Annotated in this window: 21 protein-coding genes, 8 tRNA genes and 1 other RNA gene; 6 read left to right on the top strand and 24 right to left on the bottom strand. The window is 41.1% G+C overall.

Going from position 1 to position 21088, the window contains the following annotated elements:
* The first annotated feature begins 45 nt into the window (after positions 1 to 45).
* Positions 46 to 684, top strand: coding sequence for a stringent starvation protein SspA (gene sspA, locus L0B53_RS05750; RefSeq protein ID WP_235062184.1), 639 nt, complete (start codon positions 46 to 48; stop codon positions 682 to 684).
* Positions 684 to 1181, top strand: a complete 498-nt coding sequence (gene sspB / locus L0B53_RS05745; protein WP_235061180.1) for a ClpXP protease specificity-enhancing factor — start codon at positions 684 to 686, stop codon at positions 1179 to 1181. The genes sspA and sspB overlap by 1 nt, the downstream gene beginning before the upstream one ends.
* A gap of 112 nt (positions 1182 to 1293) precedes the next feature.
* On the opposite strand, the gene L0B53_RS05740 is transcribed toward sspB, so the two are convergent.
* The 4 genes from L0B53_RS05740 to L0B53_RS05725 are packed head-to-tail and all read right to left on the bottom strand — an operon-like array spanning position 1294 to position 4640.
* Complete coding sequence (locus tag L0B53_RS05740; RefSeq protein ID WP_235061179.1) at positions 1294 to 1860, bottom strand: BON domain-containing protein; 567 nt, start codon at positions 1858 to 1860, stop codon at positions 1294 to 1296.
* Positions 1861 to 1863: 3 nt separating this feature from the next.
* Positions 1864 to 2457, bottom strand: coding sequence for a phosphoheptose isomerase (locus L0B53_RS05735; RefSeq protein ID WP_235061178.1), 594 nt, complete (start codon positions 2455 to 2457; stop codon positions 1864 to 1866).
* Between the two features lie 4 nt (positions 2458 to 2461).
* The gene (locus L0B53_RS05730; RefSeq protein WP_235061177.1) at positions 2462 to 2830 is read right to left on the bottom strand and encodes a YraN family protein; all 369 of its coding nucleotides are present in this window, start codon (positions 2828 to 2830) and stop codon (positions 2462 to 2464) included.
* Positions 2808 to 4640, bottom strand: a complete 1833-nt coding sequence (locus L0B53_RS05725) for a penicillin-binding protein activator (RefSeq protein ID WP_235061176.1) — start codon at positions 4638 to 4640, stop codon at positions 2808 to 2810. Before L0B53_RS05725 ends, L0B53_RS05730 begins: the two co-directional genes overlap by 23 nt.
* Positions 4641 to 4700: 60 nt before the next feature.
* Between L0B53_RS05725 and rsmI the strand changes: the two genes are divergently transcribed.
* Positions 4701 to 5561 (top strand): 16S rRNA (cytidine(1402)-2'-O)-methyltransferase, encoded by an 861-nt coding sequence (gene rsmI / locus L0B53_RS05720; RefSeq protein ID WP_235061175.1) that lies wholly within the window; start codon positions 4701 to 4703, stop codon positions 5559 to 5561.
* Positions 5562 to 5652: 91 nt separating this feature from the next.
* An RNA gene (gene rnpB, locus L0B53_RS05715) (RNase P RNA component class A) lies at positions 5653 to 6038 on the top strand.
* 99 nt (positions 6039 to 6137) lie between these two features.
* Here the strand turns inward: rnpB and L0B53_RS05710 are convergent.
* The 15 genes from L0B53_RS05710 to mutY all read right to left on the bottom strand — a co-directional run bounded on the left by L0B53_RS05710 (position 6138) and on the right by mutY (position 15085).
* Positions 6138 to 6791 carry an isochorismatase family protein gene (locus L0B53_RS05710; RefSeq protein WP_235061174.1) on the bottom strand — a complete coding sequence of 218 codons (654 nt, stop codon included), beginning with the start codon at positions 6789 to 6791 and terminating at the stop codon, positions 6138 to 6140.
* Between the two features lie 29 nt (positions 6792 to 6820).
* Positions 6821 to 8170, bottom strand: coding sequence for a CDP-diacylglycerol--serine O-phosphatidyltransferase (gene pssA, locus L0B53_RS05705; protein ID WP_235061173.1), 1350 nt, complete (start codon positions 8168 to 8170; stop codon positions 6821 to 6823).
* A gap of 168 nt (positions 8171 to 8338) precedes the next feature.
* On the bottom strand, positions 8339 to 9367 hold the full coding sequence (gene rsmC, locus L0B53_RS05700) for a 16S rRNA (guanine(1207)-N(2))-methyltransferase RsmC (protein ID WP_235061172.1): 1029 nt from the start codon (positions 9365 to 9367) through the stop codon (positions 8339 to 8341).
* Positions 9368 to 9589: 222 nt separating this feature from the next.
* Positions 9590 to 10675 (bottom strand): AI-2E family transporter, encoded by a 1086-nt coding sequence (locus L0B53_RS05695; protein ID WP_235061171.1) that lies wholly within the window; start codon positions 10673 to 10675, stop codon positions 9590 to 9592.
* A 609-nt stretch (positions 10676 to 11284) separates the two neighbouring features.
* Positions 11285 to 11360 (bottom strand) — tRNA-Asn (locus L0B53_RS05690).
* 6 nt (positions 11361 to 11366) lie between these two features.
* Positions 11367 to 11442, bottom strand: a tRNA-Phe gene (locus L0B53_RS05685).
* 81 nt (positions 11443 to 11523) lie between these two features.
* Positions 11524 to 11599 (bottom strand) — tRNA-Thr (locus L0B53_RS05680).
* A 41-nt stretch (positions 11600 to 11640) separates the two neighbouring features.
* Positions 11641 to 11716 (bottom strand) — tRNA-Asn (locus L0B53_RS05675).
* A gap of 41 nt (positions 11717 to 11757) precedes the next feature.
* Positions 11758 to 11833: transfer RNA gene (locus L0B53_RS05670), tRNA-Phe, on the bottom strand.
* Between the two features lie 81 nt (positions 11834 to 11914).
* Positions 11915 to 11990: transfer RNA gene (locus L0B53_RS05665), tRNA-Thr, on the bottom strand.
* Positions 11991 to 12031: 41 nt separating this feature from the next.
* Positions 12032 to 12107 (bottom strand) — tRNA-Asn (locus L0B53_RS05660).
* A gap of 41 nt (positions 12108 to 12148) precedes the next feature.
* Positions 12149 to 12224: transfer RNA gene (locus L0B53_RS05655), tRNA-Phe, on the bottom strand.
* A gap of 144 nt (positions 12225 to 12368) precedes the next feature.
* Positions 12369 to 13496, bottom strand: a complete 1128-nt coding sequence (gene mltC, locus L0B53_RS05650; RefSeq protein ID WP_235061170.1) for a membrane-bound lytic murein transglycosylase MltC — start codon at positions 13494 to 13496, stop codon at positions 12369 to 12371.
* A 44-nt stretch (positions 13497 to 13540) separates the two neighbouring features.
* Entirely contained in the window at positions 13541 to 13813 is a 273-nt protein-coding gene (locus L0B53_RS05645; protein WP_235061169.1) for an oxidative damage protection protein, read from the bottom strand.
* 207 nt (positions 13814 to 14020) lie between these two features.
* The gene (gene mutY / locus L0B53_RS05640) at positions 14021 to 15085 is read right to left on the bottom strand and encodes an A/G-specific adenine glycosylase (protein ID WP_235061168.1); all 1065 of its coding nucleotides are present in this window, start codon (positions 15083 to 15085) and stop codon (positions 14021 to 14023) included.
* A 147-nt stretch (positions 15086 to 15232) separates the two neighbouring features.
* On the opposite strand from mutY, the gene trmB reads away from it, so the two are divergent.
* Positions 15233 to 15949: a tRNA (guanosine(46)-N7)-methyltransferase TrmB gene (gene trmB, locus L0B53_RS05635; protein ID WP_235061167.1), complete on the top strand. Its 717-nt coding sequence runs from the start codon at positions 15233 to 15235 to the stop codon at positions 15947 to 15949.
* Positions 15950 to 16160: 211 nt separating this feature from the next.
* Positions 16161 to 17081 carry a glutaminase B gene (glsB, locus tag L0B53_RS05630; protein ID WP_235061166.1) on the top strand — a complete coding sequence of 307 codons (921 nt, stop codon included), beginning with the start codon at positions 16161 to 16163 and terminating at the stop codon, positions 17079 to 17081.
* Positions 17082 to 17245: 164 nt separating this feature from the next.
* On the opposite strand, the gene hemW is transcribed toward glsB, so the two are convergent.
* From hemW to proC, 5 genes are all read right to left on the bottom strand, one after another.
* Entirely contained in the window at positions 17246 to 18409 is a 1164-nt protein-coding gene (gene hemW, locus L0B53_RS05625) for a radical SAM family heme chaperone HemW (protein ID WP_235061165.1), read from the bottom strand.
* Positions 18406 to 19002 carry an XTP/dITP diphosphatase gene (locus tag L0B53_RS05620; protein WP_235061164.1) on the bottom strand — a complete coding sequence of 199 codons (597 nt, stop codon included), beginning with the start codon at positions 19000 to 19002 and terminating at the stop codon, positions 18406 to 18408. The genes hemW and L0B53_RS05620 overlap by 4 nt, the downstream gene beginning before the upstream one ends.
* A 277-nt stretch (positions 19003 to 19279) precedes the next feature.
* Complete coding sequence (gene yggU, locus L0B53_RS05615; RefSeq protein ID WP_235061163.1) at positions 19280 to 19573, bottom strand: DUF167 family protein YggU; 294 nt, start codon at positions 19571 to 19573, stop codon at positions 19280 to 19282.
* Positions 19573 to 20121, bottom strand: coding sequence for a YggT family protein (locus L0B53_RS05610; protein WP_235061162.1), 549 nt, complete (start codon positions 20119 to 20121; stop codon positions 19573 to 19575). Before L0B53_RS05610 ends, yggU begins: the two co-directional genes overlap by 1 nt.
* A gap of 24 nt (positions 20122 to 20145) precedes the next feature.
* On the bottom strand, positions 20146 to 20964 hold the full coding sequence (proC, locus tag L0B53_RS05605) for a pyrroline-5-carboxylate reductase (protein WP_235061161.1): 819 nt from the start codon (positions 20962 to 20964) through the stop codon (positions 20146 to 20148).
* Positions 20965 to 21088: the final 124 nt, after the last annotated feature.

The raw sequence follows: 21088 nt of genomic DNA, 5'->3' as shown, positions 1-21088 counted from the left end.
GTTGACCATCTATTCGGTATTTTTGAGAGAAATTTGGAGGGGTTAATGGCTGTAGCTGCCAACAAACGCTCTGTAATGACTATGTTTTCAGATGCTTCTGATATCTATAGTCATCAGGTTCGTATCGTTCTAGCGGAGAAAGGGGTTAGTGTTGAGATCGAGATCGTCGATCCTAATAATCTACCTGCAGATTTAATTGCACTTAATCCGTATAAATCAGTTCCTACATTAGTAGATCGTGAGCTTGCACTTTATGAGTCTCGTATCATCATGGAATACCTTGATGAGCGTTTCCCTCATCCACCATTGATGCCTGTGTACCCTGTTGCTCGCGGTAATAGTCGTTTAATGATGTATCGCATCGAAAACAACTGGTACTCACTGGCTGAAAAAATTAAGAAAGGCAATGCAACTGAAGCAGAACAAGCGCGTAAACGTCTACGTGAAGAACTGCTTGCACTTGCTCCAATCTTTGCTGAGTTCACTTACTTTATGAGTGATGAGTTTAGCTTGGTTGACTGTTATTTGGCTCCACTACTATGGCGTCTACCTGACTACGGCGTTGAGCTAGTTGGTGCTGGTGCTAAAGAAGTGAAAGCGTATATGGCTCGCGTATTTGAACGTGACTCATTCTTAGCTTCACTAACTGAAGCTGAACGCGAAATGAGATTAGCTGGACAGTAATGGATATTGATAAAATGACTCCGCGCCGACCATATTTAGTGCGAGCTTTTTATGATTGGATTGTCGATAACGACTTAACACCACACCTTGTTGCTGATGCGACACTTCCGGGTGTTCAAGTTCCGATGGAATTTGTTAGCGATGGTCAAATTGTATTGAATATTGCACCAAGAGCGGTAGGTAATTTGCTTATCTCTGATGATGCAGTTCAATTCAACGCTCGCTTTAGCGGTCGTCCGCAGAATGTAATGGTGCCAATGTATGCCGTTATGGCTCTCTATGCACGAGAGAATGGTGCTGGGACGATGTTTGAACCAGAACCAGGCTATGAAGAGATTGATGTCAACTATGAGGAGCCTCAATCTGAAGCTCCAGTAAGTAGTGTTCATGTTGTTGAAGCGACAGAACTTGATGATAGTGATGAGGATGGTGACGATACACCACCACCACCACCTTCACCTCCTAAAGGACGTCCTTCACTTCGAGTCGTTAAGTAGCCGTCAATAAGTATTGCTAGCCTTAATGGTTATCGATATTAAAAATAAAAAACGCAGCCTAAAGAGCTGCGTTTTTTGTTTTTAGTTTCTTTTCATAAGACGATTTTGCTAATTATTGAATAATCGTAAAGGCATTAATCACCTGTTTTACTCCATCAACATTACGGGTAATTTCAATCGCTATTTTTGACTGAGGAGCAGTAATATCACCAATCAAGAAAACCTCTTGATCTTCTGTGACTACTTTTATTTTGATACTCTTTAGCTCTTCATTCGCTAAGAATTTACTTTTAATCTTGGTGGTGATCCATGAGTCTTGACTGATTTGAGCAATCGACACTGGCTTGGTATTCCGGATCTGATTATGGACAATGTTCACATGATCCATCCCTCTAACCTGACGTTCCACCTGCTGACTTAAGTTTTGGTGTACCGTTTGACCAAAGAGGTAGACGGTGCCGTTATAGCTGACACTGGTTACCCTTGCTTTATTTTGATACGGAGCCTTTGCCGTAAGACCAGTAATGTTGAATTCAATTTGTTGATCTTGTGTTTGGCGTTTCGTTGAACGGGGATCCGTCGCAATAACTGCAGTTGAGGTTGCTGCGCCTGCAACTAATACACCAACACACCCTTGTAATGTGGAGGCTAAAAGGACAATCGCAATGAGTTTCTTCACTCGTTACTCTCCATCGTGGGTTGGGAAGATAATTTGATCGATAAGATCACTGAGGCAATGAACAATAAGCATATGGCTCTCTTGAATACGAGATACACGGTGTGATGGAACGCGAATTTCAACATCTTGCTCCCCGAGTAACCCTGCCATCTCACCACCATCCATACCCGTCAGCGCGATAATTTTCATATCACGAGTTACTGCCGCTTCCATCGCTTTTAATACATCACGGCTATTACCGCTAGTTGAGATAGCAAGAAGAATATCGCCAGGGTGGCCTAATGCTCTCACCTGTTTGGCAAAAATCTCGTCGTAATTATAGTCATTAGCAACGGCAGTTAAGGTTACGGTATCGGCGGTGAGTGCCATTGCTGGTAGGCTTGGTCGTTCAGTTTCAAAACGATTAAGAAGGCAAGAAACAAATTGTTGAGCATTAGCAGCAGAACCACCGTTACCACAACAGATAATTTTATTACCATTTAGTAAGCTGGCGACCAGAACGTGAGTCGCTTTGGATAAAACATCAGGCAGTGCTTCGGCTGCAGATATTTGAGTTTGAATACTCTCTGTAAATGTTGCTTTAATGCTATCTAGCATGGACTTACCCTTCTATCATAATGTTTTGTAACCATGTTATTTTAGATGGATTTCCTTCAATAGCAACAAGATCGAAACGTAAGCTGCTATTTGTTGCAGAATAGCGATTTTTCTGCAGCCAATAGAGGGCGGTTTTATAGAGTTTTTTAAGTTTTGTCGGAGTCACTGATTCAAGGGCAGAACCATAGCGATTTGATTTGCGGTATTTAACTTCAATAAAGACTAACGTGTTATGGTGCTGACAAATAAGATCTATTTCGCCAAATCGGCTATGAAAATTTCGCTCAATAAAAATCAGCCCTTGAGACTGTAAGTATTCAAGGGCTTGTTGTTCATAGTGTTGACCGAGCTTACGGCTGTGCCATCGGAGCAATCGTTTCTCCAGTATATTGAACCCAACTCATTTGACGCTGAACGACACACTGATCATTGAGGGTGAGCTTCCCCGTCTCACCCGGTAATGTTAAATCGGGTGAAATTTTCATTTGACTAAGATGATTAGTCAGTAGGTAAGTATCCATCCCCATTGCACGTAGCCTTGCTAAGGCGATACTGGCATCACGCAATGGTGTCATATCTGTCACCGATTTAACGACTAATGGAATCTCAGTAAAGCTGACACCTGAAAGTTCTTTAATCTGCTCTGGTGATAGATTATTACTATAACCACGCGAGCTACTATAAAGTTTAGGCTTGGTAGCGTCAGGGCTAATTGCAACATCAATAAATGGTTTTAAAAGTGTTAGCTCTGAAGTTGTCGCTATCATATACACAGAGTCGGTATCACGACGGTTACGGGTTTCACTTTTTAACTCGATATCCATCAACTTTTTCATCTGTTCAATACGTGCTTCACTATCGGTTAAGCCGAGTGCTTTATTTACCTCTGTCTGTAAGGTTGATTTACTCGCAAAGTATTGAATAGTTGGTTCATGACCGGTTAACTGTTTCCATTCTGCAATAAAGGCGGTGGCTGTGCGTCGACCAAAGCCACTACTCGGTGCAAAGATCAGAGGGTATTGATTACCTGAAGTGAAAATATAGTTAGCCGCTTGCTTTGCTTCTTGTTCTGGTGAAAGCGAATAAAAACAGCTATTACTGGTATTAGCAGGCAGCTGGTTTGGTTTATTCAGCGCTAAAATAGGCAGTTGATTATCATTAATTTCAAGTAACTGAGAAACTTTAGACTTCAGAAGTGGACCGATAATAATATCTGTACCATCACTCTGTAGCTTTTGATAGAGGGTTGGAATATCCATCGCCGCTGAGTCATAAATTTCTAATTCAACCTCATCATCACGCTGGCTATCATCAATCATCGCAGCTAAGTAACCATCACGAAGAATGGTTCCTTGTTTCTCTAATTTACCCGATAAAGGAAGCAAAAGTGCAATGTGGGTTGGACGAGCAAGATCCAACGCCATTAAGCTTGCGAGTTGTGTTGGTAAGTGCTGATTAGCTGGGTGATAAGGAGAAGCTTGAAGCCACTCATCGACCGCTTTTTTCAAGCGAGCGGGACGAGTATTATACGTTTTTTCAAGAATGGCTAACTGTACCCAACCGCGAAGAACATCATCATTGGCACTAAAAGGAAAGGTTTGGAGTTCGTTGAGAGAGCGTGTAGAGAGAAGATCCCAAACATTTTGCCAATTTTGTTGTTTTTCAGTGTCAGGCAGATATAGATCGCTATCTGTTAATGCTTGGATCTGCCTGTTCGGTTGATTATTTAGCTTAAAAGCTGTCGCTTGAAGTTGATAGAAGCGAACATATTGGTTTGGTTGTAGTGAGCCATCACTTTTCAAGTTTAATAAGAAGAGTGCATGTTGAGGATCACTTTTAGCTAATGAGATCTGTGCGCTTGCCATTTGCCACTCAATACTTTGAGCGGGTGTTAATGGCTGCAGTTGGATCTGTTTTAATGCTTGTTCAGCTTGAGCGAGATCACCTTGAGCAATATAGGCTCGAGCGGCAAGAATCTGCCAATTAATTTTTTCAGTTCCTGTTGCGCCTTGTGCCTGCATGAGATAAACGTCTGCAGACTGATTAATCGGCGCAGAAATATCTGCAGTGGGTGATGTTGTTGAACTACATGCAGCTATACTAAGAGCGATAGCTACAGAAGTGGCAACTCGTGTTACACTTTTACCTTTCTTATGAAGGCAATTTAAAAGGGATTGGAGCATATGCTTTGGCTTACCTTAATAATTTGCACTCTATTTAACCTCTAGAGAGACCTTAAACAAATGAGCGATACTAGTTCTGGCGTAGTCGATACCGCAACATTGTACATTGTCCCAACGCCAATAGGTAATTTATCCGATATTACCCAGAGGGCTTTAACTATTTTAGCCCATGTTGACCTTATTGCAGCAGAGGACACTCGTCATAGTGGTCGATTACTTTCTCATTTTGGCATAAAAACACGTACATTTGCGCTACATGATCATAATGAACAGCATAAATCTGACATGGTTGTCTCAAAACTGAAAGAAGGTGCCTCTATTGCACTAATATCTGATGCTGGAACTCCATTAATTAGTGATCCTGGTTATCACTTAGTTAACCGTTGTCGTGATGCCGGAATTCGAGTTGTTCCTCTTCCCGGTCCTTGTGCTGTTATTACGGCATTAAGTGCGTCTGGGCTTCCCTCTGATCGTTTTAGCTTTGAAGGTTTCTTGCCGGGAAAAAGTAAAGGGCGTCGAGATGTGTTTGCTGCATTAGAAGCAGATCCGAGAACATTAATCTTTTATGAGTCACCACATCGTATTATGGACTCATTAGCAGATATGTTGTCAGTGTTAGGTGAAGAACGTGAAGTTTGCTTAGCGCGGGAGTTAACAAAAACCTTTGAAACTTTTCATAAAGCACCACTTGGCGAGCTAATTCCGTGGTTAGAGGAAGATGATAATCGTCAACGTGGAGAGATGGTATTGATGGTTGCAGGGTATCGTGAACAAGCCGAACAAGGTTTATCGGTAGATGCGATGAATACACTCAAGATTTTAGTTAAAGAGTTACCATTGAAAAAAGCAGCGGCATTAACGGCTGAAATCTATGGTGAGAAAAAGAATGCCCTTTATAAGTGGGGATTGGAGAATCTTTAATTGCTGAGTTATTCAACAGTTAGTTTTATTTCTGTTTGATCGCGGACAAATCATTGGATTCTCTCTTCTGCTTGTTATAGAATCCCTGCTTCGAGTTGACTGGATAGTCGCTGCTTTGTTGTGATCCTTTCGGGGATATTGACAGAGGGGAGGAAAGTCCGGGCTCCATAGGGCAGGGTGCCAGATAACGTCTGGGAGGCGTGAGCCTACGACCAGTGCAGCAGAGAGCAAACCGCCGATGACTCACTTTGGTGAGAACAGGTAAGGGTGAAAGGGTGCGGTAAGAGCGCACCGCGCGGCTAGTAATAGTTCGTGGCATGGTAAACTCCACCCGGAGCAAGACCAAATAGGTTCCTAATGGCGCGGCCCGCGTTGGGAACGGGTAGGTTGCTTGAGCCAGTGAGTGATTGCTGGCCTAGAGGAATGGCTATCACCGCGCAAGCGGAACAGAACCCGGCTCATAGGTCGACTCGAATCTATTCAAATAAAAAAAGCGCTGATTTATCAGCGCTTTTTTTGTCTCTAAATTTAGCGTTAGAGTGACATTTTGATTTTTTAAGCTTACTTACTTAAATATTAACTCTGATTAATCAATGCTTTAATCTCAGCGGTCTGTTTAACAATGATAATACCTGCTTGTTTCATCTCGTGAATCGCAGCTTCTACAGTTTCTGGTGCTAAACCACGGCTGGCTTCTAAATTCACAATTACTTGATTAAACTTAGCGGATCGCTGTAATTGTAGGGCGGTTGTTTTGACGCAATAATCAGTCGCTAAACCACCAACCAGAACAATCTCAACTTTTCGAATCTGTAACCATTCAATTAACCCAGTACTTAATTTCTCTTCAATATCATGATAACAAGCACCATAAGGATGAAGGTCGGCTTCAATACCCTTCCACACCACGTAATCGTATTCAGTCACAGCTGGAATATCTGCGATAGTCTCAAAACCGACAGTACCGGGAACGCCATGTGAAACCCAAGTTAGGTCAGCATTCTTATGGTCAAGAGGCTGTAGCATCTCTACAGGGCTATCTACTCGCCATATTGCCTCTTTAGGATGAGAGTCTTTACTTAGCACGCGTAGTTGCGCGAGATCAGCTTGAGCGTTGAGAGCTGCACCAATTAAGTCACCTTCAGGGACAGGCAACTCATTTGGGCATAATGGTGTGAAGGTTTTTTGTGGATCCACATCAATTGAAGCGATAAGTTTAGAATGTTGCATGATAAAAACTCCTTTTCTACAGTTTGTGACTACATTATCTGCTTCAATAATGCATCCGCTCTAAAGCGATGAATTCGCTTCAAGAGCTTCTGAACCGGCTCTGGGTAGGTGTTAATATCGGCAATTTTTTTATAGCTATTGAGGCGAGTAGTATGCGTCATAATACAATCAATCTCCTCTAGCTTTTGCTTTTCTAATAGATGGTTTTTATCATGCAGTAAAATAGCATTTTCAAGATCGAGTTTCCAAGCTCTAGGGTTTAAGTTATTACCCGTAATAAGCATATAACTGCGATCAACCCACACACCTTTAAGGTGGAAGCTATTAGCATCATGTTTCCATAAGTGGATATTTAACTGGCTACTTTGAATGGCTTTTTCATTAGCTTTAGCGAAGCGGCGTAGATAGACCTCATAAAGATAAGGAAGACCTGCAATCGTTTTAAATGGCTTGTCTGGTGAGATAAAGAAATCATTTGCCTCTTTGTCACCAATAATAAAGTCAATTTTCACACCACGTTTTAGCGCGTGTTTCACCTCTTTATTGATACTTTTTGGCAAGTTAAAATAAGGAGTACAAATGATTATTTCTTTCTGCGCACCGGCAATTAAATATTGAATATTATTATTTAATGTATTGCCGCGCTTACCGAGTCCAACCATAGGGGTTAAACCGACTTGGTCTTCTGCGATATCGTCAGCCATAAAATCATAGTGAGCACGAGATAGAGTCGCACTTAACTCTTTAATCGCGGGTTTTAAATCTTTAGTTAACGGTCGATCTGCTTGAGTTAAGCAATTAACCGCATTGCTGTTGACTAAAAGATCAGTAATAAAGTTTGCCATAGAGTCAGCAAGCTTAGGATTTTTAATGACATGATAGCGGTCATAACGATAACGATCTTTTTGTGCTAAATAGACATCATTAAGACTCGCGCCACTGTAGATAACAGTGCCATCAATAATAAAACCTTTCAGGTGCAAAACACCGAACACTTCTTTATTTTTAACAGGAACGCCTAAAATCTCAATTTGATGCTGAAATCTTTCTGCATATTCACGATAAAGCCCAGCATTACCATCTGACTTTTTATCTCCGATTAAACCACGTTGCGCACGGTGCCAATCAACAAGTACTTTTACATCAAGTTCAGGATTTTTCTGTTTAGCGTGGTACAGTGAATCAAGAATCGCGCGACCAGCTTCATCATCTTGTAGATAAAGTGCGACCAGATAAATACGCGTTTTAGCACTATTTATCTCTTTATGTAATCGTTCACGAAACGAGTTAGCGTCTAAGAGTGTTTCAAGATCTTCTGGGCGATGAGCAATACAAGGTAGCAGTTCAAGGCGTTGCTGATAAAGAAGAGCGGAATTCATTAAAACCTCTTTTACTTGACGTGAGTTCTATATTAAATAGTTTATCGATTTATAAGATAAAAAAATTTGGATATCGATTGTAGCAGATGTTAGGTGGAATTCTTAATTTTTACTACTTTCACGCCAGAATTTGGCGTGAAAATTTAATAATTGTTAATTACGTCTGCATCACCTAGCATTTTTGCTGGCTAAAATTCGGAATTTATTGGTCTTAGCTTGCTCATTACAGTGACCAAATGCCGATTCAAAAATAGGTGGGTATTGGAGAAAGTTATTTGCCACAATGATCATTTCACCACTTCGAGTTAACTTTTGAGGCGCGCTCTGAATTAAGGTTTCAGTTGCACGATAAAAGGTTTTTAAGCCGGCATGGAACGGCGGATTGCTGATAATAAAGCGGTAGTTTTTATCTGTATCTGAGTAGACATCCGAAGGGTAAACTTTTCCCTCTAAGCCATTTTCCTGTAGTGTTTTTTTCGCTGACTGAATAGCGAGCGCACTAATGTCTACCATTTCTAATTCAATACCCGGATTTTGACGTTTTAGCGCGGAACCAATCACGCCTGCTCCACAACCAAAATCGAGAACTTTACCGCTTAATTTCGGTACTGTATCGAGTAATAGTTCTGTCCCTAAATCTAAGCTACCGTGACTAAATACACCCGGCAGAGTACAGATAGTTAATGTTTCGCCAGCAATGGTAATTTGATACTCTTTAAACCACTGATCAAGATTGAATGGTTCAGGTTTTTGCTCTGATAGACCCCAATAGAAGCTACAACGACGTGCTGAGTCATACTTAGTGAGTGGGCCATACGGGGCAAATATCTTTTCTGCACTTTTTACACCGCTACGATTTTCACCAACAATGCAAACTTCAACGCCTAACTTTAACTTACTTAATAGCATTTGCAGTAAGTAGTCAGCTTCAGCTTTTGCTTTAGGCCAGTAGAGAAGAATAACGTCGATATCTAATGCTTCTTCGAGTTGGGCACCAAAATAGCAGTGAATTGTTGAGGAACTGCTGATCTCTTTATATTGCTTATAGTTAGTTGTAAACAGTGTGACAGAGTGGCAGTGCTTATCGAGTTCAAGAGCAAAGTCATCACCTATTTCACCAGCGATAAGAACTTTTTTATCATTAAAATACTCAATTTGACGCTCAACAATTTGGCTTGCAGGGGAATAGGTTGTCATTATTTTCTACATTATCGGGATGTTTGAAGGGGGATTTTTACCATATATAAACCATGATGTCAGCAGTTACTTCTATCCTTGCCATACTTGAAGTTGCTAGGTTGTTGGCTACGTTCATTCGCCCCATCATATAGAACAGCTATACTCATGGGGCCTAATTTACTTGCCGCCTACTAGCAACTCCAACTATTTTAAGTACTAAGGAGTAAAAATCAGAGTGGATTAAGATTTATCCTGCGAGACTAAGAAGTCATGAAACTCCGTTTCATAGAGTCTAAATAGAACTAAGGTCACGGCGAAAATAATTGGACCATAAATTAAGCCCAGTAAACCGTAAAGTTGAATCCCTCCCAATAATGAGAAAAAGATTAACAACGTACTCATTGAAGAGCTACCTTGCATTAGAAGAGGGCGGAGTAAGTTATCAATTGAACCAACAACCGCAATGCCCCAAATGACCATAAAGCCAGCCATCATCATTTGACCGGTTAATAACAAATAGATTGCTGCAGGCAGCCAAATCAATGCTGTCCCTACCAATGGAATAAATGAAGCAAAACCCATCATTGTTCCCCAGAATAGAGCAGGGAAGCCGGTAATCCCCATTGCGATACCTCCAGCAAACCCTTGCGCTAATGCGGTTAAAAAAGATCCGAGAACAGCTGATTTAGCGACACTCTCAATTTCCGTTAAGATGATATCTTCTTGTGAACGAGAAAGAGGAAGAACGTGGCGCATAGCATGAACAATTTTGTTGTGATCTCTTAATAAGAAGAAAAGAACAAATAACATTAAACCAAAGTTAGCAATAATTCCCGTCACGTCTCCAAGTAGGCGACCACTTAAGTTCAACATTTTTGCACCTAGCTGAGAAGCAAACTCTGCGACTCTTTGCACTATTTCTTGATTATTGATCGATTCAAAAGGAAGTTTATTATTAATGAAGGTCAAAGTTGAGTGAACATATGGGTGAGCAAGGATCTCTTTGACACCACCGGCTTTTGCCCAGAGGTAACTATCTTTTGAGAATGAGATACCTTGTTGCACAATGGCAGAAAATACAAACATCATCGGAATGACAATAATAAAAGTGAGTAGGATACAAGAGATAACCGAGGCAATGTTTGGCTTGTTAATCAGTTTCGTATTGATCACATCATGAATGGGTTGGAAAAGAATCGATATGATGAAGGCCAAAATAATGGAACCTAAATAAGGTGCGATTAGCTGATAACAGGCATAAGCGGCAATGGCTAATGCGGCAATAATTATCCAGTGTCTTGATTCTATTGTTAAAGGTTTAGACAAAATAGTTCCTTCCATATAAAAAGTGAGGTGTGAAGGTATCAATGATTTTTATTTAATTCACTATACCTTTCTTACTTGAAGCGGCTAGGTTGTTGACGGCGTTCATTCGCCCCAATCATATATACCCTTACCCTTGAAGTCGCTAGGTTGTTGGCTGCATTCGTTCGCCCTAATCATCTAATCATATAGTACACCTATACTCATGGGGTCTCATTCACTTGTCGCCTACTAGCAACTCCAATTACTTTGGGCATATGATAACCGAATTATAGTTGCGAATAGAGTTAATAGTTATTAAATGAGTTGAAATTATAAGGTTAACGGTATTATTCTTGTAGCATATAAAAACAGTGGGGTGAAATTATGGGGTGTTGTAAAAGTGGTGGCTGTAGCAGTAAAAAGTCATCGAAGATCACACCGTTGAGAATTTTAGTTATCGTACTTGCCTTATTAATCATCTATTTTTGGCAATAGCTAACTTTTCGAATAGCGAAAGAAGAGAGTCAAAGCAGAGAAGAGCAACGAGTCGGGAAGGGGAGATTTATTGTTTTGTGTGTCGTCGTAAAATTTAAGCAAAAAAAAGCCAATCCGAAGATTGGCTTTCTTAATTGGCTCCCCTTGCTGGACTTGAACCAGCGACATACGGATTAACAGTCCGCCGTTCTACCAACTGAACTAAAGGGGAATTATATGGTGCCTCGAGGCGGAATCGAACCACCGACACGGGGATTTTCAATCCCCTGCTCTACCGACTGAGCTATCGAGGCAAAAAGTAGATAATTAAATCTAACTTTTCGCAATGTTGTTTTATCGCTATAAATAGCAGTTCCACAACGTTTGCTAAAGAATGGTGCCGACTACCGGAGTCGAACTGGTGACCTACTGATTACAAGTCAGTTGCTCTACCTACTGAGCTAAGTCGGCACATATCTCTGATTACTAAGCATTAACTTAGCAACACTATTTGGCTCCCCTTGCTGGACTTGAACCAGCGACATACGGATTAACAGTCCGCCGTTCTACCAACTGAACTAAAGGGGAATTGTCCCAAGATATCTGATTTCCATCAAACACCTAAAATATGGTGCCTCGAGGCGGAATCGAACCACCGACACGGGGATTTTCAATCCCCTGCTCTACCGACTGAGCTATCGAGGCAAAAAGTAGATAATTAAATCTAACTTTTCGCAATGTTGTTTTATCACTATAAATAGTACTTCCACAACGTTTGCTAAAGAATGGTGCCGACTACCGGAGTCGAACTGGTGACCTACTGATTACAAGTCAGTTGCTCTACCTACTGAGCTAAGTCGGCACATATCTCTGATTACTAAGGGTTAACTTAGCAACACTATTTGGCTCCCCTTGCTGGACTTGAACCAGCGACATACGGATTAACAGTCCGCCGTTCTACCAACTGAACTAAAGGGGAATTATCCTAAGATGTCTGATTTTCATCAAGCACCTAAAATATGGTGCCCGGAGGCGGAATCGAACCACCGACACGGGGATTTTCAATCCCCTGCTCTACCGACTGAGCTATCCGGGCTAACGAGGCGCTATTAAACGGATTTTCTGGTTATTCGTCAACACTTTTCTTGTTTTTTTTTCATTTTTTATGTTGTTTGTTGCTTTTACATGCAAAAAGGGGAAAAAAGAACCATTTTCTCTCAATAATTTAGCTGATTTTGATTTAAAACTCTCGTTGATACTTTTTTACTTTTTGTAAATATCGACGAGATTCTGCCGATGGATGCTTTTTAGTGAGAGCCCAGTAGACCTGATTTGGTTGTAAACTGTTCAAATTGTTCATCGCACGAGATCGATTTGTTCGATGAAAGGTCTTTAATACATTACCTGCGCCGCCGTTATAAGCGGAAATCATGCTGTATTCGAGAGAAATAGGATCGCTAATCTTCTTTAAATAGCGATTTTTTAGGATGTAAAAGTAAGCGGTTCCGGTATCAATATTGTTAGCGGGGTCGAAAAGATATTGAGGAGAGGGTTGTCCTGAACGTTTTTTTACTAACTTAAAAACATCACGTCCAGCCGTTTTTGGTACCACTTGCATTAATCCATAAGCATTTGCATGGCTCACTGCATAAGGATTAAAGCTGCTTTCTGTTTTGATAATCGCATAGATGAGATCTTCAGCAATCCCATATTTTCTCGAAGCACTTTTGACAATGTTGGCATATTGATAGCGACGCTGATTGTAATGATCTTTAATCATCGGAATTTCAACATAGAAGGCTTTTTGATAACGAATTGCTTTAGTTTTGAGTTTATGACTTATTAAGTAATCAGCAAAGCGGGCAGCTCGCCAAGACCAAGTAATGGTTTTTCCATCTTGATCGACAACTTGCCCAAGTAAGAAAGGCGTCCCTTCTAATTTGATTGAAGATGCACTAAATAGATCAACGTCAGCAGGGTTGTACGGCGTGAGGAGGGTTGTGGCAATTGCTTGTTTTAAATGCTCTTTTGGCTCTGTTGTTGCGACGGTTTCAATAGTGATAACACCCCGTTCAAAGTCGACATGAGAGCGACTTTGGTAATCATCGGTATATTTTACATAGTCTCGTTTTCCTGCAATAAGGACATTATTATCACCCCAACGTTGACGGATCTCACCTGAAAAGGATTGAACTAAGCGGTCAAGAGCATCAAGATCTTTTTCATATTGTCCGGGAGGGGGAGTCGGAGCGAGGTTTTTAGCGAAGCGATTTGTTGGAGCGTAGTCAACGTCATAGAGGTTTGAAACGGTTTCTCGACTACAGCTATTGAGTAGTAGGATCGTTACTAGTAGTAATAATCTTCTCATAATATAAAACGGTTGCAGAACAACCGTTATTTCGTCCTTTCATCTTATTCAGATGGCGGAGTATAGCCATCAATTACGACATCCTGACCTTCGAAAAGATAACTCACCATTTCGGATTCTAATAGTTTACGATGCTCAGGATCCATCATATTTAATTTCTTTTCATTTATAAGCATAGTCTGTTTTTTCTGCCATTCAGCCCATGCTTCTTTAGAAATATTGTCATAAATACGTTTACCTAACTCGCCTGGATAAAGTTGAAAATCTAGACCGTCAGCATCTTTCTTTAAACGAGCACAAAAAACCGTGCGACTCATAATCTTTCTCCCAATTTGATTTTAACGTTTATTGATCCTTTGGATCCGAATGTTTCTAATAAATAATTTCAAGTATACCCAAAGTAATTGGAGTTGCTAGTAGGCGATAAGTGAAAGAGACCCCATGAGTATAGATGTTCTATATAATTGGGGCGAATGAACGCCGTCAACAACCTAGCAGCTTCAAGTAAGAAGGGGATAAACAGTTTAGTTCGACTCAAGTAGCAGAGAGGTTAATAACCGCTGTACTGGTGTAGCTAAGCCAATTTCTGGTGGTTGAGTTAAGTTATACCAAATCCCTACGTTGGCTTCCATCACTACTGACGGTTGTTGTTCCACTTCCACTAATATTGGTATGATATCGAGGTGGAAATGGCTAAAAGTATGTCTAAATGCAATCAACTGTTTTTTACTATAGTGAATATTTGAGCTAATTTTACGATTGATTAGCTGATCAACGTCTTTCTCCGTTTCAGGAAAGCACCATAATCCGCCCCATAAACCGACAGGAGGGCGCTGTTCTAACCAGACTTGATCTTGGTATTTTATAATTAAAAAGTATGCCTGTTTCTCGGGAGTGATTTTCTTGGGCTTTTTCCCCGGAAAATCTAATTGACGAGATTCTGCATTGGCTTGGCAAGTGGTAGCAATAGGGCAGAGCTGGCATTTAGGTTTCGATCGGGTACAGATCATCGCCCCCATATCCATCATTGCTTGATTATATTTTTCAACTTCAGTCTTTGGTGTTAACTCTTCAGCATGTTGCCATAATTGATTTTCAACCGCCTTTTTCCCCGGCCAACCCTCAACAGCAAAGTGACGCGCCAGCACCCGTTTTACATTGCCGTCTAAAATAGCATAAGGCTGCTTCTGAGAGAGAGATAAAATTGCCCCTGCCGTCGAACGCCCAATCCCTGATAATGCTAAAACCTGTTCAAAATCAGTGGGAAATAGTCCTTGATGTTGATCGCGGATCGTTATCGCTGTTTTATGGAGATTACGCGCTCTAGCATAATAACCAAGCCCAGTCCAAAGGTGTAAAACTTCGTCTTGATCCGCATTGGCCAGATCAGTAATCGTCGGGAATTTAGCAAGAAAGTTGTTAAAATAGGGGATAACGGTGGCGACTTGGGTCTGTTGCAACATCACCTCTGATAGCCATACATGATAAGAGGATTTCTCTTGCTGCCAAGGGAGGGTTTTTCGCCCATACTGCTCATACCAAGTTAAGATACGGTCTGAAAAACTGTTATTTTTTACTGTAGAATTCACTGCTTCCCACTATTATTAATAGTTATGATGGTATGATTGCAGCATAAAGCAGGCTTTTGAGCAATGCTAGGGTTGCACCTTTGACAAATTTTTGGATAATGCGCGATCTGCTTAGGTTTTCCTCTATTTTAAATGGGCAACAATTTTATGTCTGAAGTAACGAACAATGAAGTAACAGAAGAGGGTAAAGTAATACGTAAAATACGTAGCTTTGTCCGTCGTGAAGGTCGTCTAACCAAAGGCCAAGAACAAGCAATGAATGAGTGCTGGGATACAATGGGTCTTGATTACTCAGATCAGCGTTTAGATTGGAACTCGGTTTTTGGTAACAATAATCCAGTTGTTCTTGAAATTGGTTTTGGTATGGGTGCGTCTCTGGTTGAGATGGCAAAAAATAGCCCTGAGAAAAACTTTGTCGGTATCGAAGTTCATACACCGGGTGTAGGAGCTTGTCTAATGGCGGCTCGTGATGCGGGTGTGACTAATTTACGCGTGATGTGTCACGATGCTGTTGAAGTTTTCGAGAAGATGATTCCAGAACAGAGCCTAGCGACTTTACAACTGTTCTTCCCTGACCCATGGCATAAAAAGCGTCACCATAAGCGTCGTATCGTTCAAGCGCATTTTGCTGAGATGATCCGTTCAAAACTTGCCATTGGTGGTGTTTTCCATATGGCTACAGATTGGGAAAACTACGCCGAGCATATGATCGAAGTGATGAATGTTGCGCCGGGCTACCGTAATATTTCGACAGATGGTGACTATATCCCTCGTCCAGATGATCGTCCGTTGACTAAATTTGAACAGCGTGGACATCGTTTAGGTCATGGTGTTTGGGATATTAAATTTGCTCGAACAGAGTAAGACAAGACGGTAATCAAATAGCTAATTTAGCCACTCCAATTGTGATGAGTATGGGCTACAATTAGTTTACTGAGCATCAATATTAAGAGCCAGCATGACGCTGGCTTTTTTGTCTGACAAGATCATGATATAAATTTTTATACTTTTCATCTATTTAAATTCCTTTTTATATATCTGATATTAAAGCTATTGTCTCGCTAGAGGGTAGGAAATGAAATTAACATCTGAGTTGCTGCAAGAGATCGTCGATGAAGCTCGTCCTCTTATTGGTCAAGGGAAAGTCGCTGATTACATTCCCGCATTAGCTCAAGTTTCTGCGAATAAACTGGGTGTCGCCGTTTATACCAATGCCGGTGAACTCTTTGAAGCTGGAGACGCGAATGAACTATTTTCTATTCAATCGATATCTAAGGCATTAAGCTTAACTTTAGCGATGACTATTTATGAACCGGATGAAATCTGGAAACGAGTAGGAAAAGAACCATCTGGCCATGCCTTTAATTCTTTGATTCAGATTGAAATGGAGCGCGGGATCCCTCGAAACCCTTTTATCAATGCGGGTGCGTTGGTGGTGTGTGACTTATTACAAAGTCGACTAGCAGCCCCTAGACATATTATGCTTGAGTTGGTGCGTAAGTTAGCGCAAGATCCAAAAATTAGCTATGATCGTGTAGTTGCCGCTTCTGAAATGGAACACAGTGATCGTAATGCCTCTATTGCATATTTAATGCGATCTTTTGGTAATTTCAGTAATGAAGTGCTCCCTGTTTTACAAAATTATTTTCATTTTTGTGCGCTACGAATGAGCTGTACAGATTTAGCCAAAACCTTCTCTTATCTTGCTAATAAAGGCGTTTGTGTTGGTTCTGAAGAGAGAATGATATCAGCAACTCAAACTAAGCAGGTTAATGCACTATTGGCGACTTGTGGCTTGTATGATGGTGCTGGAGAGTTTGCTTATCGCGTCGGAATGCCGGGGAAATCTGGTGTCGGTGGCGGTATTATTGCGATTGTACCAGGAGAGATGACGATTGCAGTTTGGTCTCCGGAATTAGATCCTTCAGGAAACTCATTAGCCGGAACCATGATTTTAGAGAAACTGGCGCAGCGTATTGGGCGTTCTATTTTCTAAGTGTTTAATCTATACCTAAAGTCATTGGAGTTGCGAGTAGGCGGTAAGTAAGAAGGGTATATTTAAAAACATTGATCAAATCAGAAGATATAGAGTTAGTACTATTTACTTTATAGTGCCAACTCTATAAATTTCAAATAGAGAGAGAAACTCTTAGGTTATCTCTACTCTTCATCTGCTGCAAGAAACAGACTCAATAGGTCATTTAAAAACAGTTTTCCATGAGCGGTGATCTGCCAACTATCCCCTAAATCAGCAATTAATTTCTGCTCAATCGCTTGTTCGATTGCATCTTCCACCATGGTTAATGGTAAGCCCGTTGTTGCACTAAAATCAGCTTTGGGACAAGGTTCCAATAACCTAAAACGATTCATAAAGAACTCAAAAGGGCGTTCTTTATTCGCAACGTCATTTTGATGCGCTAAGTAAGCTTTATTTGGCTCAAGATAACCACGTGGATGTTTCACTTTTACCGTGCGGATGATCTCGCCATTAGCAAAACTAATCTTACCATGAGCACCACAACCGATCCCGAGGTAGTCACCAAAACGCCAGTAATTGAGATTATGGCGACATTGGTAACCGGGTTTACTATAACCTGAGGTTTCATACTGCTGATAGCCCGCATCAGTCAGTAACTTATCGCCTAATTCAAAGATATCCCATAGATCATCATCATCTGGCAAAGTGGGCGGCTTTGAATAGAATAGGGTGTTAGGCTCGATGGTTAGCTGGTACCAAGATAGGTGTGGAGGATTAAGATCTATTGCTTGTTGAAGATCAGAAAGCGCTTGTTTAGCACTCTGATTGGGTAAGCCATGCATCAGATCCAAGTTAAAGCTAGTTAGATCACCTTGATGAGCCAGTTTAGCTGCCTTGATCGCTTCCTCTGGGCCATGAATACGACCAAGGGCGGTTAATTTTTCTTGCTCAAAGCTTTGAACGCCAATAGAAATTCGTGTCACACCATGCTGTTGATAGCGATGAAAACGTTCGGCTTCAACTGTGCCGGGGTTTGCCTCCATGGTGATCTCGATATTATCTTCAAAAGGAATCAACGCTTCAATCCCTTTTAATAGACGACCAATCTCTTCAGGAGAGATCAAGCTTGGCGTTCCACCACCAATAAAGATCGAGTGAAGTAAGCGGTGATCGTCTTGTAAATCGTAACGAGTCAAATCTTGTTGGAGATCGTCGAGCAGCGCATCAATATAATCTAATTCAGGCAGATCACTCTTTAAAGCGTGAGAATTAAAGTCACAATAAGGGCACTTTTGCACACACCAAGGGATGTGAACATAGAGACTTAGCGGCGGTGGTTGAATCATAGCTTGCCCTTTAGGTGGCCAAATAATGTCTGCAGTGCCTGTCCTCGATGAGATAACTGTTTTTTGACTTCAGGGGGAAGTTGCGCAGAGCTACAGTGATGGCTTGCAACCCAAAAGACAGGATCATAACCAAAACCATTTTCACCATTGGGTTGTTCGGTAATAGCGCCTTCCCATACGCCATGGCAGACAATCGGTGTTGGATCGGCTGCATGTTCCATGTAAACCAGAACGCAATGGAAGCGTGCGGTACGTTGTTCAGCTGGAACGCCATGTAGTTCGGTTAATAGCTTCTCTAGATTTTCAAGATCACTGCTACCTTCACCAGCAAAGCGTGCAGAGTAAATTCCAGGGGCACCTTTTAAAAAATCAACTTCTAACCCTGAGTCATCTGCAATCGCTGCCAGTCCTGTCTCTTGAGCGGCATGGCGGGCTTTAATAATCGCATTTTCAATAAAGGTCGTGCCAGTCTCTTCGACTGATGAGACATTAAATTCACTTTGTGCAACCACATTAAGACCAAACTCAGAAAGCAAGTTTGCCATCTCTTTAACTTTACCTTGATTACCTGTTGCTAAGACTACTTGCGTCATGATGACTCCTTTATCCCCTTCTTACTTGAAGCTGCTGGTTAGGTTGATAACAGTAATTACTGTACTCGTTAGCCGACAAGCAACCCCAGTTACTTTGGGTATATACCCTTTTACTTGAGTGATGTTGGGGATATTGTTAATTAAAAACGCCATTAATTATCTGGGAAATGACTAAAATAATCACTGAGATAATTAATGGCAAAAGTGTGTCGATTGAATTTATCGTCAATGTACTGCTCTATTCCGAGTGGTCGCTTTTATTTCAAGAGTTGTCTCTTTATTCCGAAATATAAGCGGCAATCTCAGGAGGAATCCTTGGTGGATCGATAACTCGAATCTGTTTATGTCGACCCAGTTCGCCTTTTTCTATTACCAGTTTACTTTTGGCAACTTTGAACTGTTTCGCTAAAAATTTAGTTAAATGGCTATTCGCTTTCCCATCAATAGGAGGAGCGGTAATCGCCACTTTTATCTCATTGTTATGGAGACCTACGATCTTATCCCGACTTGCTTTCGGTTGAATATAGAGTCGTAATATAAGATCGTGATGATTCCGTGTGACCGCACTCATTACATCATGATCTGACCAAAGAGATCAGTGACTAAAATCTGTAAGAACTGAAGGACTAAAATAGCCACTAGAACAGAAAGATCTAAGCCACCTAATGATGGTAGTACGCGACGAATTGGACCTAAGAATGGTTCTGTTAGCTGGTGCATTACATATTCAATTGGGCTGCGACCTTGACTTACCCAGCTTAAAATTGCACGGATAATCAATACCCAAAAAATCATTTGGAAAATTTGTTTAATAACCGTTCCAAACGCGATAAAGCTCGCCATGGTAAACGGCACCACGTAATTTCCAGCAACCGCTTGAAGGAGATAGATTTTACCTAATGCAACCACAAAAGCTAAGACAAAGGTTGCGGTATCGAAACGTCCAATACTTGGAATAAAACGACGCATTGGCGCTAGAATAGGTTGAGTCACTTTAACAATCGATTGAGAGAAAGGATTATAGAAATCCGCTCTTGCAAACTGTAGCCATAAGCGAAGTAAAACCACTAAAAGATAGAGGTCAAATACAGTGTTAATTAGAAAAAATAGTGCGTTCATGTTCACCCTTTAAGGTATTTTTAATTAAAATAATTTTTCCATCTGCTCTGCACGAACAATGGCCGCTTGCATCGCTTCTGCTACAGTATCAGAAAGTTGATGTTGATTAAAAACTTCGATTGCTTCATGGGTCGCGCCACCTTTCGATGTCACTTGCTGGCGTAGTGTGCTGATCTCTAAATCTGGATTATGGATCACCATCTGAGCAGCCCCTAAAGCGGATTGTTGCACAAGAAGACGAGCTGTTTGTTGATCAAATCCTAATTTTTCAGCTTCCTTCTGCATTGCTTCCATAAACAAGAAAAAATATGCAGGAGAGCTGCCTGCCGCGGCAATAATATTATTAATCTCGCTCTCTTGTTCTACCCAGCAGCTTTTACCAACGGCATTTAATAGGTCTTCAGTATAAAGACGATCCGCTTTATTGACCTTTTCTGTTGCAAAAAGGCCACTCATACCTTCACCAAGTAATGATGGGGTATTGGGCATCACACGAACAAGATTTAAATCAGCTTTAAAGAGTTGATTAAAGCGGCCACAGCTGACACCCGCAGCAATAGAGATAATCAGTTTATTTCTCATATCAATGTTGGCGAAAGGTTGGCAAACGTCAGCCATCATTTGAGGTTTCACGGCAAGGACAACCACATCAGCCTCTAAGACCGCATCATGGTTATCATCAGTAGTATTAATACCAAACTGTTGCTGTAGTTGAGGATGATTCGCTCGATTAGGACTAGATGTCGTAATAAGTTGACTTGGATAACCGCTATTCACTAAACCTGAAATGATCGATTTAGCCATATTCCCTGCGCCAATAAAGGCAATTTTTCTCTGTTCCATGACTTTTCCTATAGTTTCTCTTGGGCTAGGCACCAAGGTTCATGACGGTTATTCGTCGCGTTATATCTTGTTACTTGATGTTATTAGAGGCTGGGCAATATTCACTTACCGCACTGACTAATAA

It is taken from the genome of Vibrio sp. SS-MA-C1-2, from assembly GCF_021513135.1.
Taxonomy (GTDB): domain Bacteria; phylum Pseudomonadota; class Gammaproteobacteria; order Enterobacterales; family Vibrionaceae.
This window is presented reverse-complemented; position numbering and strand designations above follow the sequence as displayed.

Coding starts and splice junctions, on each gene's coding strand:
- L0B53_RS05725 (WP_235061176.1), bottom strand. CDS start 4,640: ATGCTCCAATCCCTTTTAAATTGCCTTCATAAGAAAGGTAAAAGTGTA.
- trmB (WP_235061167.1), top strand. CDS start 15,233: ATGTCTGAAGTAACGAACAATGAAGTAACAGAAGAGGGTAAAGTAATA.
- sspA (WP_235062184.1), top strand. CDS start 46: ATGGCTGTAGCTGCCAACAAACGCTCTGTAATGACTATGTTTTCAGAT.
- rsmI (WP_235061175.1), top strand. CDS start 4,701: ATGAGCGATACTAGTTCTGGCGTAGTCGATACCGCAACATTGTACATT.
- pssA (WP_235061173.1), bottom strand. CDS start 8,170: ATGAATTCCGCTCTTCTTTATCAGCAACGCCTTGAACTGCTACCTTGT.
- L0B53_RS05610 (WP_235061162.1), bottom strand. CDS start 20,121: ATGAACGCACTATTTTTTCTAATTAACACTGTATTTGACCTCTATCTT.
- yggU (WP_235061163.1), bottom strand. CDS start 19,573: ATGAGTGCGGTCACACGGAATCATCACGATCTTATATTACGACTCTAT.
- glsB (WP_235061166.1), top strand. CDS start 16,161: ATGAAATTAACATCTGAGTTGCTGCAAGAGATCGTCGATGAAGCTCGT.
- L0B53_RS05710 (WP_235061174.1), bottom strand. CDS start 6,791: ATGCAACATTCTAAACTTATCGCTTCAATTGATGTGGATCCACAAAAA.
- hemW (WP_235061165.1), bottom strand. CDS start 18,409: ATGATTCAACCACCGCCGCTAAGTCTCTATGTTCACATCCCTTGGTGT.
- L0B53_RS05620 (WP_235061164.1), bottom strand. CDS start 19,002: ATGACGCAAGTAGTCTTAGCAACAGGTAATCAAGGTAAAGTTAAAGAG.
- rsmC (WP_235061172.1), bottom strand. CDS start 9,367: ATGACAACCTATTCCCCTGCAAGCCAAATTGTTGAGCGTCAAATTGAG.
- mltC (WP_235061170.1), bottom strand. CDS start 13,496: ATGAGAAGATTATTACTACTAGTAACGATCCTACTACTCAATAGCTGT.
- L0B53_RS05735 (WP_235061178.1), bottom strand. CDS start 2,457: ATGCTAGATAGCATTAAAGCAACATTTACAGAGAGTATTCAAACTCAA.
- proC (WP_235061161.1), bottom strand. CDS start 20,964: ATGGAACAGAGAAAAATTGCCTTTATTGGCGCAGGGAATATGGCTAAA.
- L0B53_RS05645 (WP_235061169.1), bottom strand. CDS start 13,813: ATGAGTCGCACGGTTTTTTGTGCTCGTTTAAAGAAAGATGCTGACGGT.
- sspB (WP_235061180.1), top strand. CDS start 684: ATGGATATTGATAAAATGACTCCGCGCCGACCATATTTAGTGCGAGCT.